The organism is Kutzneria sp. CA-103260 (assembly GCF_018263855.1).
GTDB lineage: Bacteria > Actinomycetota > Actinomycetes > Mycobacteriales > Pseudonocardiaceae > Kutzneria.
Genome location: NZ_CP073318.1, coordinates 472,091 through 485,708, shown reverse-complemented (window position 1 = coordinate 485,708; position 13,618 = coordinate 472,091). Strand labels below are relative to the sequence as shown.

The following is a 13,618-nucleotide window of genomic DNA, read 5'->3' as shown; positions in this document are numbered from 1 at the left end:
CAATGTGACCGAAAGTGGATCGGCGTGGTGGCGTGGTGCGTCCATCTACCAGGTGTACGTGCGCAGCTTCGCCGACGGCAACGGCGACGGCACCGGCGACCTGACCGGGCTGCGCCAGCACCTGCCGCACATCGCCGGCCTGGGGGTCGACGCGATCTGGCTGTGCCCGTGGTACCCGTCGCCGAACGCCGACTCCGGCTACGACGTGTCGGACTACCGGGACATCGAGCCGTCGTTCGGCACGCTGGCCGAGGCCGAGAAGTTCATCGAGGAGGCCCACAGCCTGGGCCTGAAGGTGATCATCGACATCGTGCCCAACCACTGCTCCGACCAGCACCGGTGGTTCAAGGAGGCGGTGGCGGCCGGTCCGGGCTCGCCGCAGCGGGAGCTGTTCTGGTTCCGCCCGGCCAGCCCCGAGCCGCCCAACGACTGGCAGTCCCGGTTCGGCGGCTCGGCCTGGAGCCGGGTGCCCGACGGCGAGTGGTACCTGCACCTGTACGCCCCGGAGCAGCCCGACCTGAACTGGGAGAACCCGGTCGTGCGCCAGGAGTTCCGCGAGGTGCTGCGGTTCTGGTTCGACCGCGGGGTGGACGGTTTCCGCATCGACGTGGCCGACGGCCTGGTCAAGGACGGCGCGCTGCCGGACGTGCACGGGCGCACTGAGGGACAACTGCCGTTCTCGGACATGGACGGGGTGCACGAGATCTACCGGGAATGGCGGCGCATCGCCGACTCCTACCCCGACCCACGGGTGTTCGTCGGCGAGATGTGGCTGCCCGACCAGGAGCGGTTCGCCCGCTACCTGCGGCCCGACGAGCTGCACTCGGCGTTCAACTTCGACTTCCTGTCCTGCCCGCTGGAGGCCGACAAGCTGCGCGCCGTGATCGACTCGACCCTGGAGGCGCACGCCCTGGTCGGCGCGCCGGCGACGTGGGTGCTGTCCAACCACGACACCACCCGGCACGTCACCCGGTACGGCCGGGCCGACACCTCGTTCAGCTTCGCCGACCGGCAGCAGGGCGCGCCGACCGACCTGGAGCTGGGCACCAGACGGGCCCGGGCGGCGGCGCTGCTGAGCCTGTCGCTGCCCGGCGGCGTGTACGTCTACCAGGGCGAGGAGCTGGGGCTGCCCGAGGTGGAGGACCTGCCGGACGAAGCCCGTCAGGACCCGGTGTTCAGCCGCACCAACGGCGCCGACCCGGGCCGGGACGGCTGCCGCGTGCCGCTGCCGTGGGGCGGAGAGTCGGCGCCGTACGATTTCGGCGGCGGCGACACCTGGCTGCCGCAGCCGGGCGACTGGGCCCAGTACACGGTGGCCGCCGAGGGCGCCGACGACAACTCGATGCTGCGGCTCTATCAGAAGGCATTACGGCTGCGCCGTGAGCTGCCGTCGCTGGGCGACGGGACGCTGACCTGGCTGCCGTCCTCGGACGGGGTGCTGGCGTTCGCCCGGGACGACCACTTCACCTGCGTGGTCAACCTGTCCGGGGCCACCGTCGACCTGCCCGAGCACACCGAGATCCTGCTGGCCAGCGGTCCCCTCGCGGACGGCCGCCTCCCCGCCGACACCGCCATCTGGTTGTCCCACTGAACACCGCGAGTCCCGCTCTCCGGCAATCATGATGCGAGTTTCGGAACTCGACATTCAGTTGCCCGAGAGCGGGACTCGCGGGTTCTTGAACGAACCAGTTGAATCACTAGAGCGACTTAGTTCACAAGCTTCGGTTTAGCGGGTTCCCCTACCATCGGTTCGCATGACGACGCCGTCCAAAACCGGACCGGCGGAACTGCCGCTGGCCGGCGAGTTCCCGCAGGTGGACCGCGCGCAGTGGCGCCGGTCGGTGGAGGCAGTGCTGCGCAAGTCGGGGGTGCTCGGCGAGGACGAGCACCACGACTCCCCGGAGGACCTGCTCGCCACCGCCACCTACGACGGAATCACCATCAGCCCGCTCTACACCGCCGACGACGACGCCCCGGCCGCCGGTTTCCCCGGCATCGCCCCGTACGTGCGCGGCGGCAGCCCGCAGGGCTCGGCGGCCGGCGGCTGGGACGTCCGGCAGCGGCACGCCGACCCGGATCCGGCCCTGACCAACCGCGAGGTGCTGGCTGACCTGGAGTGCGGCGCCAGCTCGACGTGGCTGGTGCTCGGCGACGGCGCGGTGCCCATAGACCAGCTCGGCGACGCCCTCAACGGCGTGTACCTGGACCTGGCCGGTGTCGTGCTGGACGCGGGCCCGGAGTTCGCGGCCGCCGCCGAGGCCTACTTCGAGGTGCTGGACGTGCAGCCCAGCGCCGCGATCGGCAATCTCGGCATCGACCCGCTCGGCGTGCACGCCCGCACCGGCGCGGCCCCCGACCTGGACGCGGCCGTCGAGCTGGCGGTGCGGACCTCGCGGACCCATCCCAAGCTGCAGGCGATCGTCGTGGACGCGCTGCCCTATCACGACGCCGGTGGCAGCGACGCCGAGGAACTGGGCTGCTCCATCGCCGCCGGCGTGACCTACCTGCGAGCCCTGACCGCCGCCGGCCTCGACGTCACCACAGCGGCCCATCTGCTGGAATTCCGTTACGCGGCAACGGCCGACCAGTTCATGACCATCGCCAAGCTGCGCGCCGCGCGCCGGCTGTGGACCCGGGTCACCCAGGTCAGCGGCGCGCCCGTGGCCCAGCGGCAGCACGCCGTGACGTCGTCGGCGATGCTGACGCAGCGGGACCCGTGGGTGAACATGCTGCGCACCACCCTGGCCTGCTTCGCCGCCGGCACCGGCGGCGCGGACGCCGTGACCGTGCAGACGTTCGACGCCGCGATCGGCCTGCCGGACCAGTTCTCCCGGCGCATCGCCCGCAACACGCAGGCGCTGCTGCTGGAGGAGTCGCACCTGGGGCAGGTGATCGACCCGGCCGGCGGCTCCTGGTACGTGGAGCGGCTGACCGACGACCTGGCCCGCGCCGGCTGGGCCTGGTTCCAGGAGATCGAGCGGGCCGGCGGCGCCGTCGAGGCGTTTCCCCTGGTGCGGGAACGACTTGAGCAGACCTGGCAGCGTCGCGAGCAGAACATCGCGCACCGCGAGGACGCCCTGACCGGCGTGTCAGAGTTCCCCAACCTGGCCGAGAAGCCGGTGCAGCGCAAGCCGTTGCCGCCGGTCGCCACCGGCGGCCTGCCGCGAGTCCGCTACGCCCAGGCGTTCGAGGAGCTGCGGGACCGCTCGGACGCCCAGCTGGCGGAAACCGGCGCACGGCCGCAGATCTACCTGGCGACGATCGGCCCGGTGGCCGTCCACACTGGACGGTCGACGTTCGCGGCCAACCTGTTCAACGCCGGCGGCCTCGAGACGCCGGCCGGCTCCGTCGAGGACTTCCCCGGCGGTGTCGCCTGCGTGTGCTCGTCCGACAAGCTCTACGCGGACCAGGCTGCCGACGCGGTCGCCGCGCTGAAGAAGGCCGGCGCGAAGCACGTGTTCCTGGCCGGCAGCCCCAAGAAGTGGGCCGACACCGGCGCGGACGCGTTCATCTTCGTCGGCTGCGACGCGCTTTCCGTGCTGCACACGACCTATGGTCAGCTGGAGGGGACGAAATGATCCCGAACTTCGCCGACGTGCCGCTCGGCGATCCGGAGGTCGCGGGCGGCGCCGACGACTGGCGCAAGGCGCTGCACGAGGCCACCGGCAAGGACACCGACGCGCTGGTGTGGGAGTCCCCCGAGGGCATCGGCGTCAAGCCGCTGTACACCGCCGAGGACCTGGCCGGCCTGGACTTCCTGGGCACCTACCCGGGTGTCGCGCCGTACCTGCGCGGGCCGTACCCGACGATGTACGTGAACCAGCCGTGGACCATCCGGCAGTACGCCGGCTTCTCCACCGCCGAGGAGTCCAACGCCTTCTACCGGCGCAACCTGGCCGCCGGCCAGAAGGGCCTGTCGGTGGCGTTCGACCTGGCCACCCACCGCGGCTACGACAGCGACCACCCCCGGGTGGCCGGCGACGTGGGCATGGCCGGCGTGGCCATCGACTCCATCTACGACATGCGCCAGCTGTTCGACGGCATCCCGCTGGACCGGATGAGCGTGTCGATGACCATGAACGGCGCGGTGCTCCCGGTGCTGGCGCTGTACATCGTGGCCGCCGAGGAACAGGGGGTGGCGCCCGACCAGCTGGCCGGGACCATCCAGAACGACATCCTCAAGGAGTTCATGGTCCGCAACACCTACATCTACCCGCCGCAGCCGTCGATGCGGATCATCTCGGACATCTTCGCGTTCACCTCCCAGCGGATGCCCAAGTACAACTCGATCTCCATCTCCGGCTACCACATCCAGGAAGCCGGCGCGACCGCCGACCTGGAGCTGGCCTACACCCTGGCCGACGGCGTGGAGTACCTGCGGGCCGGCGTCGGCGCGGGGCTGGACGTGGACAAGTTCGCGCCGCGGCTGTCGTTCTTCTGGGCCATCGGCATGAACTTCTTCATGGAGGTGGCGAAGCTGCGGGCCGCGCGGCTGCTGTGGGCGAAGCTGGTGAAGACGTTCGATCCCCGCAACGCCAAGTCCCTGTCGCTGCGCACGCACTCGCAGACCTCGGGTTGGTCGCTGACCGCTCAGGACGTCTACAACAACGTCGCGCGCACCTGCGTCGAGGCCATGGCCGCCACCCAGGGGCACACGCAGTCCTTGCACACCAACGCCCTGGACGAGGCGCTGGCCCTGCCGACCGACTTCTCGGCCCGCATCGCGCGCAACACCCAGCTTGTGCTGCAACAGGAATCGGGCACCACGCGGGTGATCGACCCGTGGGGCGGCAGCGCGTACGTGGAGCGGCTGACCTACGACCTGGCCCGGCAGGCCTGGGCCCACATCACCGAGGTCGAGCAGGCCGGCGGCATGGCCAAGGCCATCGACGCCGGCATTCCCAAGCTGCGCGTGGAGGAGGCGGCGGCCCGCACCCAGGCCCGCATCGACTCCGGCCGGCAGCCGGTGATCGGCGTGAACAAGTACCGGTTGGACGCCGAGGAGCAGATCGAGGTCCTCAAGGTCGACAACCACGGCGTGCGGGCCCAGCAGATCGAGAAGCTGCGGCGGCTGCGCGAGGAGCGGGACGAACAGTCCACTCAGGACGCGCTGGCCGCGCTGACCCGGGCCGCCGGCGGCGAGGGGAACCTGTTGGAGCTGGCCGTGAACGCGGCCCGGGCCAAGGCCACCGTGGGCGAGATCTCCGACGCGCTGGAGAAGGTGTACGGGCGGCACGCCGGGCAGATCCGTACCATCTCCGGCGTGTACCGCGACGAGGCCGGGACCGGCGGCAACGTGTCCGAGGTGCTGGCGCGGGTCGCCGAGTTCGAGGGCGAGGAGGGCCGGCGGCCGCGGATCCTGGTGGCCAAGATGGGCCAGGACGGGCACGACCGCGGCCAGAAGGTGATCGCCACCGCGTTCGCCGACCTCGGCTTCGACGTGGACGTGGGCCCGCTGTTCCAGACGCCGGCGGAGGTGGCGCGGCAGGCCGTCGAGGCCGACGTGCACATCGTCGGCGTGTCGTCGCTGGCGGCGGGGCATCTGACCCTGGTGCCGGCGCTGCGGCAGGAGCTGGACGCGCTGGACCGGGAGGACATCATGATCGTGGTCGGCGGCGTCATCCCGCCGGCCGACTTCGCCGCCCTGTACGAGGCCGGCGCGGTCGCGATCTTCCCGCCGGGCACGGTGATCGCCGAGGCCGCCATGGGCCTGCTGGACCGGCTCGCCGAGCAGTTGGACCACGCTGCCGATGGCTCGTAAGCCCATCGACGTCAAGGAGTACGCCAAGGGCGTGCTCGACGGCTCGCGGACGACGCTGGCCCGGGCCATCACCCTGGTGGAGTCGACCAAGCCCGCGCACCGGGAGCTGGCCCAGCAGCTGCTGGTGGAGCTGCTGCCGCACGCCGGAGGGGCGCACCGGGTCGGCATCACCGGGGTGCCCGGCGCCGGCAAGTCCACGTTCATCGAGGGCCTCGGCACCCAGCTGACCGAGGCCGGGCACCGGGTCGCCGTGCTGGCCGTGGACCCGTCGTCGAGCAGGACCGGCGGCAGCATCCTCGGCGACAAGACCCGGATGGCCCGGCTGTCGGTGGACGACCGGGCCTTCGTGCGGCCGTCCCCCACCTCCGGCACCCTCGGCGGCGTGGCCCGGGCGACCCGGGAGTCCATCGTGCTGGTCGAGGCGGCCGGCTACGACGTCGTGCTGGTGGAGACCGTCGGCGTCGGCCAGTCCGAGATCGCCGTGGCCAACATGGTCGACTGCTTCCTGCTGCTGGCATTGGCCCGCACCGGGGACCAGTTGCAGGGCATCAAGAAGGGCGTCCTGGAACTGGCCGACGTGGTCGCCGTCAACAAGGCCGACGGCCCGCACGAGCAGGACGCGCGCAAGGCCGCCCGGGAACTCACCGGGGCCATGCGTCTGCTTCGCGGGCCCGCCGGCGCGCCGAAGGTGTTGACGTGCAGCGGTCTCACCGGCGACGGGCTCGATGTCGTGTGGGAGACCGTGCGTGCGCACCGGGCCGGGCTGGACGCGTCCGGTGAGCTGGCCAGTCGTCGCAGGCAGCAGCAGGTCGACTGGACGTGGTCCATGGTCCACGACCAGCTTTTGGCTTCGCTGCACGGAGATCCGGCCGTCCGGACGCTGGTGCCCGAGCTGGAGCGACGGGTGCGGGACGGGCAGCTGACCGCGACGCTGGCGGCCGAGCAGATCCTCCAGGCGTTCCGCGAGTCGCGGTGATCGAGCCGGATCCACGGTTTCGGGCGGACTTCGACCGGCTGGTCGCCGACGAGGGGCTGGACGACGTCGCCGGGTTCCGGCGGCCGATCGAGTCGGTGGACGAGGTGCCGCTGTACTCGCGGCTGGGCCAGGTCCTGTTCCTCGGCCGGCTGGCGAACCGTGAGCGGGCGGCGCAGTTGATCACGGCCGGGGCGTGGCAGCTGGGCCGGCTGCGCACGGGTCTGGCCGATCTCGGCCCGGACTTCCGGTGTCTGCTGGTGCTCCTGGACGGCGAGCGGCTGGACGAGGACGGCCTGGTCACGCCGGCGATCTGGTACACGCACCGCTGGCGCGAGCTGTCGCCGCGACTGCGACTCGGGCCGGCGCGAAGCGATCTGGCGAGGTTCGCGGCCGAGGTGCTGGGGCCGGACGCGCTGGTGGAAGAGGCGGTCACCGACGGCATAGGGCGCGTGTACATCGACGTGTGACGCACCAGCCTTGCAAGCGGAACCAGTTCCGGTTACCTTCGCGAGGGTAACCGGAACTGACTCCGCTTAGGGGGAGCTGTGATCACCACACCGTTCGGGGCGCTCAGCACGGCCGAGGAGGTGCTGGCCGGGGCCGATCTGACCGGCCAGCGGGCCGTCGTGACCGGCGGCGCGTCGGGCATCGGCCGCGAGACGGCTCGGGTGCTGGCGCAGGCCGGTGCCGAGGTGACGATCGGGGTCCGCGACCTCGCCGCCGGCACGAAGGTCGCCGAGGAGATCGGGGCCACCGCCGCCTCGCTGGACCTCGCCGACCAGGCCTCGGTCCGAGCCTTCGTTCAAGCCTGGCAAGGCCCGCTGCACATCCTCGTCCTCAACGCGGGCGTGATGGCCACCCCATTGGGGCGCACGAAGGAGGGCTGGGAGCTCCAGTTCGCCACCAACCACCTCGGACACTTCGCCCTGGCCACGGGCCTACGCGACCGCCTCGCCGAGGGCGCGCGGGTGGTGGCGGTGAGCTCGGTCGGCCACATCAACGGCGACGTGCTCTGGGACGACCCGAACTTCGAACACCACCCGTACGACCCGTGGCAGGCCTACTCCCAGTCGAAGACGGCGAACGTCCTGTTCGCGGTCGAAGCCGCCAAGCGCTGGCCGGGCATCGCGGTGAACGCCCTCAACCCGGGCCGGATCACCAGCACGAACCTGGGGCGGCACATCGGGGACATCGGCAACAGCCCCACCTCCTTCGACGCGAAGAGCACGGACGTGTCGTGGAAGACGATCGAGCAGGGTGCGGCGACATCGGTCCTGCTGGCCGCCTCGCCACTGGTGGAAGGCGTGACGGGCAAGTACTTCGAGGACTGCGCCGAGGCCGGCCCGCACCAGCCCGGCATCCGCCGGGGCGTCGCCGCCCACGCGCTCGACCCGGACCACGCGGCCCGCCTGTGGCAGCTATCGCTCGACCTTCTGCACCACTGAGATGATCTCCGGGCTGTCCGGCGTCAGTGGCCCGCGCTCCCAATCGCCGTACTGTGCAACGGGAACCAACCCGGCCTCGACCACTAGATCGGACAGGCGTTCGGCCGAGATGAAGCGGAGTTGCCCCCGGTCGGCCCGCTTCCAGTCGTCGGCGACGATGTTCTCCACCACATCAACAACATCGCCGACGATCGGCTGCACCTCGTAGAAAACCCGAACCGACTTGCCCTCCCACGGGAAGTCGTAACCGGACTCGGACCAGCGTTCCCATTCCCGCACAAGGGGATTGCGGGTCTCGAACACGAACCGCCCGCCCGGCTCCAACGCGTCCCGCACGCCGCGCAGCGTGGCCAGCACGTCGTCATCGGTGAGCAGGCACTGAAAGGCGTGCCCGGTCATCACGGCGAGATCGAAGCCGGCCAAGGAAACCGTGGACATGTCACCGTGCATCCACTCGATGTCGGCGTGGCGACGGGCCTGCGCCAGCATGTCGGCATCGGGGTCGACGCCGACGAGCCGGCCGCGATGCCCGGCCGATCGGGCCTGCGACAACAAGGTTCCCGTCCCACAGCCCACATCCAGCACGGACGGAGCACCCAGCACCAGGTCGAGATAGAACCGATCGTCCGACCGACCCGACCACGGGTTCATCGCGTTGTACAGCTCGGCAGCCTCGGGCACGCCCCGAGGCTAGCCGGGCGTACAAGCGAATTTCACGACAGCGGCTGGTCCAGCACGGCCTTGAGGTTGCTGAAGGTGTCGATGGAGTACTTGCCGTGGTAGCGCCCCATGCCGCTCTCCCCGACCCCGCCGAACGGCAGCGTCGGCACCGAGATGTGCAGCACCGGCAACCCGAAGCCGACCGCGCCCGAGGAGGTCTCGGTGAGGATGCGCTCCCGGACCGCCTCGGACTCGGTGAAGGCGTACAGCGCCAGCGGCTTGTCCCGGCCGGTGACGAAGGCGATGGCGGCGTCGAGGTCGGGCACGGAGATGATGGGCAGGATCGGCCCGAAGATCTCCTCGCCCATCACCGGCGCGTCCGGCGCCACGTCGGCCAGCACGGTGGGCGCGATGTACTTGGTGTCGCGGTCGGTCTGCCCGCCGACGACCACCCGGCCGCTGGGCAGCAACTTGCTCAGCCGGTCGAAGTGCCGCTCGTTGACGATGCGCCCGTACACCGGGCTGTCCGCCGGCTGGTCGCCGAACCGGGCGCGCACGGCCTCGGCCAGCGCCGGCTCCAGCTTGGCCCCGATGTCGCCGACGGCCAGCACGAAGTCGGGGGCGACGCAGGTCTGGCCGGCGTTGAGGAACTTGGTGCGCACCAGCCGCTCGGCGACGACGGCCGGGTCGACGTCGGCGTCGACGATCACCGGGCTCTTGCCGCCGAGTTCGAGGGTGACCGGCGTCAGGTGCTTGGCCGCCGCGGTCATCACGATCCGGCCGACGATGCCGTTGCCGGTGTAGAAGATGTGGTCGAACTGCTGCTCCAGCAGCGCGGTGGTCTCCGGGATCGCGCCCTCCACCACGGCGACGCCCTCGGGGTCGAGGTACTGCGGCACGTAGCGGGCGATCGCCGCCGTGGTGGCCGGGGACAGCTCGCTCGGCTTGACCACGGCGGCGTTGCCGGCGGCCAGCGTGCCGACCAGCGGGGCCAGGGCCAGGTGCAGCGGGTAGTTCCAGGGCCCGATGATCAGCACCAGCCCGAGCGGCTCCCGCACGACGGTGCCGCGCCCGGGCAGCAGGTTCGACGGCAGCTCGACGTCCTCGGCCGCGACCCAGGCGTCCAGGTTCTCCAGGGTGTGGTCGATCTCCCGGCAGATGAAGCCGATCTCGGTACGGCGGGCCTCGTCGCCGTTCTTGCGCAGGTCGGCCCACAGCGCTTCGGCGAACGCGTCCTCCTGCTCGGTCAGCATGGCCCGCAGCGCGGCGAGCTGCTCGCGCCGCCACGACAGCGGCTTGGTGCGCCCGGTCCGGAACGCGGCGCGCAGCCGGTCGACGACAGCCGGAATCTCCGAGAGGACATCGGTCATGGCTCCGAGCCTAGCTCGGAACCGGACCGCCGGACATGCCCCTACCCTCGGATCCGGTGGAACTCACCTGTTCGGTCAGAGCCACTGCGGCCGGGACGACCCTCGCGGCACCAGCGGCACGGCGTAGCGGCCGGGGGTCAGCGACATCCGCACCTGCTCGGTGACGCCCTGGTACTCGCCCAGCGGAGTGTCCACAGTGAACGTCTCCGGGTCCAGGTACCGGTGCTCCTCAACGGATCCCGCGACCTCGGCGGCGTACCCCTTGTCGAAGACGCCCATGCTCAGGATCCACAGCGCGGCCCTGGTCAGCGACACGTGCACCCGGTAGCTGCCGCCCTCGACCGCCCGCCGGGCCAGCGCCTCGGCCGCGCCGGTGGCCATCAGCCAGGACACGATGTAGTCGTTCACAACCAGGATCGGCGGCAACGCCGGGCCCGCGGCGTCGCCCTCCAGGTTCATCATGCCGACCAGGCTGCCGGCGGTCTGGTCGAAGCCGACCCGGCCGGCCCACGGCCCGCGCTCGCCGTTCAGCGACGCCGTGACGTGCACGATCCCCGGCCGGACCGCCGCCGCCTGCTCGGCCGAGACGCCGATCTGCTCCAGATAGCCGGGCCGCCGGTTCGCGTAGAACACATCCGCGCCGGCCAGAAGACTAGTGACAACACCAGAATCGGCGCGCGGATCGATGGTCGCCGAGCGGGTGCCGACGTTGGCCGTGATGTAGGTGACGTCGTGTTCCAACTCGTTGGTGCGCCACAGGTTCAGCACGTCCGCGCCGTGCAGGGCGAGCGCCCGGCCGGCCCCGGCGCCGGCGATCACGTGGCCCATGCCGAGCGCGCGGATCCCGGCCAAGGGCTGATCGATCTGGGGCAGCTCCACGCCACCAGGCAGCGGCTCCGGGTCGGAGTTGCCGATCTTGGTGATCTCGATCAGCGGCAGGTCCTCGATGCCGGTGTGCTCGGCCAGGAACTCCTCGGTGGAGCGCAACATCGGCAGCACGACGCCGGCCTGCACGGCCGCCGCCTCCAGCTCGCGGGCGTCCCACTTGGACACCGCCTGGGCCACCCGCTCCGGGTCGTCCGGCACGTCCAGCAGCTTCTGGGCGGCTACCTTGATCTTCGGGTACGGGTTGAGCGGCATCACCCAGCGGTCGTCGGCGGTGCGGTAGAAGCCGAAGGCGAAGGCGTTGGTGGGATTGGCCGCCGAGACCGGGAGGTGGCCGTTGAGCTTCTCCCACTTGCGGTCGTAGAACGGGCACAGCCGGTGCGGGGTGACCCGCAGGTCGACGGAGATGTCCTGGCCGTCGCCGCCGCGCAGCCGCCACAGCTTGGCCATCGCCGCCGACTTGGCCACCAGGGCGATGCCGGCCGCGCCGCCGAGCCGCAGCGTGCTGGGCACCACCGGGTCGGCCCCGACGAAGGTGATCTCGCCGCCGGTGTCGGCCGGGCTCATCCCGATGCCGGCCAGCAGCTCGGCCAGTTCGGCGTGCGGGTCGAACGCGTCCGTGGTCAGCGGGTTCGCGACCGCGGCGGCCACCTTCTCAGTCAGCGACATGTCCCCAGGCTCCTAGTCGCGCAGCAGCTTCTCTACCTCGTCGATGGTAGGGCCAGTGGCCGGTCCCCGTCGGGTGACGGAGATCGCTGCCGCCGCGTTGGCCCGCCGCGCCGCCGCCAACGGGGACCGCCCCGCCGCCAGGCCGGCGATGAACGCCCCGGCGTGCGCGTCGCCGGCTCCATTGGTGTCCACAGGCCGGACCGGGAAGCCCGGGACCGTCGCCACGCCGTCGGCGGTCGCCACCACGCAGCCGCCGGCACCGATGCGCACGATCGCGTTGCGCCGCCGCAGCGACTCGACCGCTTCGACCAGATCGTCCATTCCGGTCAACAGCTTGGCCTCGCGCTCGTTGCAGCTGATCCAGTCGGCCCGGTCCAGCACCGGTTTCAGCACGGTCTCGGGAATCTCCGCGGCCAGCGGCCCGGGATCCAGCACAACGATGACGCCTGGATCCACTGTGGACAGCCAGGAGCTGACCGCCGGGCCGTTCACCGGCAGCGCCAGGCCGTAGCCCGACACGTACACGATGTCGTCCGGGAACAGCCGGATCCGGCGCAGGTCGTCGGGCCGCAGCTGGCCTTCCGCACCGAACGTCGTCGCGAACGTCCGCTCCCCCTCGGCGTCGACCAACGCCACCGTGACACCGGTGTCCATGGTGGGCAACGGTGGTTGGAGGACGTCGATCCGCTCCTGCGCCAAGCGTTTGCGGGCCAGGTCGCCGAACGGGCCGGTGCCGTGCATGCCGCCGTAGGCCGAAGGAAGTCCCTGCCGGGCGGCCGCCGTGAGCACGTTGAAGCCGCCGCCCACCTCGGTGCCGCCGCCCGAGGCCAGCACGTCGCCACCGCGCTCCGGCAGATGTGGCACGTACATCACGAGGTCGACGATCACCTGACCGACGTGCACCAGCCGGCTCATCCGCGCAGCGCCAACAACTCCGCGGTCAGGCCGGCCAACGGAAGGTCGTTGACCGCGTGGATGGTGCGCACCGCCTCGCCGGGGAACGCGTCCTCGCCATGGCACGCGCCGGCGATCGCCCCGGCCATCGCGGCGATCGTGTCGCAGTCACCGCCCAGCGAGGCGGCGAGCAGGCAGGCCCGCCACGGATCATCCGGATGCACGGCCAGCACGGCAAAAGCGGCCGGCACCGACTCCTGGGTGGCCACGCTGGTGCCGACCAGGCGATAGATCAGGTCGGCCGCCTCGCCCGGCGCCATGCCCTCGACAAGCTCGCTGGCCCAGGCCAACCGGGTGCCGACATCGCCGGCGGCGATCCAGTTGCCACGGCCGACAGCGAGCCGGGCAGCCTCGGCCGCGACCTTCGTCGCCTCACGGACGTCTGCACCGGCGATGCCAGCGCTGACCGCCGCCGCAACGGCAGCCGCGCCGGACAGCGCGACGCCGGTGTTGTGGGTGACCCAGCTCGCCTCGACGACACTGTCCACAAGCGACTGAAGATCGTCGGTCGGATACGCGATGCCGACCGGGGTGATGCGCATCGCGGCACCGTTGGTCGTGCCGAACCGGCCGGCCTTCTCCAGGCTCTCGCCGGCCGCCACCGCGCTGACCGCGGCCTTCGTGGACGGTCCGAGCAGGTCCAGTGAGCCCCGCCGGCGCATGTCCTCCTCCCACGCCAACAGATCCGCGGCCAGCCGGCGCGGGTCGACGCGGCCGTCGCCGGCGATCAGCAGCCGGGCCAGCAGCACCGCCTGCTCGGTGTCGTCGGTGATCGAGCCGGCGGCCATGCCCGGGGCGATCGGCTGGTCGGCCGGGCCGGGCTCGAAGCCGGTGAGCACGCCGTAGCGGGCCTGGATGGCCTCGCGCGGCATCGACTGGGTGGGCATGCCGAGCGCGT

11 protein-coding genes are annotated in these 13,618 nt (G+C 71.4%); 6 read left to right on the top strand and 5 right to left on the bottom strand.

The genetic code is table 11. From position 1 onward, the window contains the following. The first annotated feature begins 4 nt into the window (after nt 1-4). The 6 genes from JJ691_RS02165 to JJ691_RS02140 all read left to right on the top strand — a co-directional run bounded on the left by JJ691_RS02165 (nt 5) and on the right by JJ691_RS02140 (nt 8,182). A complete protein-coding gene (locus JJ691_RS02165) occupies nt 5-1,591 on the top strand; it encodes a glycoside hydrolase family 13 protein (RefSeq protein ID WP_211767109.1) in 1,587 nt (528 codons plus the stop codon). Nucleotides 1,592-1,754: 163 nt separating this feature from the next. After that, on the top strand, nt 1,755-3,578 hold the full coding sequence (locus JJ691_RS02160; RefSeq protein ID WP_211767108.1) for a methylmalonyl-CoA mutase subunit beta: 1,824 nt from the start codon (nt 1,755-1,757) through the stop codon (nt 3,576-3,578). Further along, the gene (gene scpA, locus JJ691_RS02155) at nt 3,575-5,761 is read left to right on the top strand and encodes a methylmalonyl-CoA mutase (RefSeq protein ID WP_211767107.1); all 2,187 of its coding nucleotides are present in this window, start codon (nt 3,575-3,577) and stop codon (nt 5,759-5,761) included. The genes JJ691_RS02160 and scpA overlap by 4 nt, the downstream gene beginning before the upstream one ends. Next, nucleotides 5,751-6,737, top strand: a complete 987-nt coding sequence (gene meaB, locus JJ691_RS02150; protein ID WP_211767106.1) for a methylmalonyl Co-A mutase-associated GTPase MeaB — start codon at nt 5,751-5,753, stop codon at nt 6,735-6,737. The genes scpA and meaB overlap by 11 nt, the downstream gene beginning before the upstream one ends. Beyond that, complete coding sequence (locus JJ691_RS02145) at nt 6,734-7,204, top strand: hypothetical protein (protein WP_211767105.1); 471 nt, start codon at nt 6,734-6,736, stop codon at nt 7,202-7,204. Before meaB ends, JJ691_RS02145 begins: the two co-directional genes overlap by 4 nt. 78 nt (nt 7,205-7,282) lie before the next feature. Next, nucleotides 7,283-8,182, top strand: coding sequence for an SDR family NAD(P)-dependent oxidoreductase (locus JJ691_RS02140; protein ID WP_211767104.1), 900 nt, complete (start codon nt 7,283-7,285; stop codon nt 8,180-8,182). On the opposite strand, the gene JJ691_RS02135 is transcribed toward JJ691_RS02140, so the two are convergent. The 5 genes from JJ691_RS02135 to JJ691_RS02115 form a co-directional block, all read right to left on the bottom strand. Then, nucleotides 8,156-8,863 (bottom strand): class I SAM-dependent methyltransferase, encoded by a 708-nt coding sequence (locus tag JJ691_RS02135; RefSeq protein WP_249227628.1) that lies wholly within the window; start codon nt 8,861-8,863, stop codon nt 8,156-8,158. The genes JJ691_RS02140 and JJ691_RS02135 overlap by 27 nt on opposite strands. 32 nt (nt 8,864-8,895) lie before the next feature. Then, nucleotides 8,896-10,212, bottom strand: coding sequence for an aldehyde dehydrogenase family protein (locus JJ691_RS02130; protein WP_211767103.1), 1,317 nt, complete (start codon nt 10,210-10,212; stop codon nt 8,896-8,898). A gap of 75 nt (nt 10,213-10,287) precedes the next feature. Continuing rightward, complete coding sequence (locus JJ691_RS02125) at nt 10,288-11,766, bottom strand: CoA transferase (RefSeq protein ID WP_211767102.1); 1,479 nt, start codon at nt 11,764-11,766, stop codon at nt 10,288-10,290. 12 nt (nt 11,767-11,778) lie between these two features. Then, nucleotides 11,779-12,681 carry a PfkB family carbohydrate kinase gene (locus tag JJ691_RS02120; protein ID WP_211767101.1) on the bottom strand — a complete coding sequence of 301 codons (903 nt, stop codon included), beginning with the start codon at nt 12,679-12,681 and terminating at the stop codon, nt 11,779-11,781. Beyond that, nucleotides 12,678-13,607, bottom strand: coding sequence for an ADP-ribosylglycohydrolase family protein (locus JJ691_RS02115; protein WP_211771225.1), 930 nt, complete (start codon nt 13,605-13,607; stop codon nt 12,678-12,680). The genes JJ691_RS02120 and JJ691_RS02115 overlap by 4 nt, the downstream gene beginning before the upstream one ends. Nucleotides 13,608-13,618 lie beyond the last annotated feature (11 nt).

What these genes read in the sequence shown, in the direction of transcription:
- JJ691_RS02120 (WP_211767101.1), bottom strand. Translation starts at nt 12,681, where the DNA reads ATGAGCCGGCTGGTGCACGTCGGTCAGGTGATCGTCGACCTCGTGATG.
- JJ691_RS02130 (WP_211767103.1), bottom strand. Translation starts at nt 10,212, where the DNA reads ATGACCGATGTCCTCTCGGAGATTCCGGCTGTCGTCGACCGGCTGCGC.
- scpA (WP_211767107.1), top strand. Translation starts at nt 3,575, where the DNA reads ATGATCCCGAACTTCGCCGACGTGCCGCTCGGCGATCCGGAGGTCGCG.
- JJ691_RS02160 (WP_211767108.1), top strand. Translation starts at nt 1,755, where the DNA reads ATGACGACGCCGTCCAAAACCGGACCGGCGGAACTGCCGCTGGCCGGC.
- JJ691_RS02125 (WP_211767102.1), bottom strand. Translation starts at nt 11,766, where the DNA reads ATGTCGCTGACTGAGAAGGTGGCCGCCGCGGTCGCGAACCCGCTGACC.
- JJ691_RS02115 (WP_211771225.1), bottom strand. Translation starts at nt 13,607, where the DNA reads ATGCCCACCCAGTCGATGCCGCGCGAGGCCATCCAGGCCCGCTACGGC.
- meaB (WP_211767106.1), top strand. Translation starts at nt 5,751, where the DNA reads ATGGCTCGTAAGCCCATCGACGTCAAGGAGTACGCCAAGGGCGTGCTC.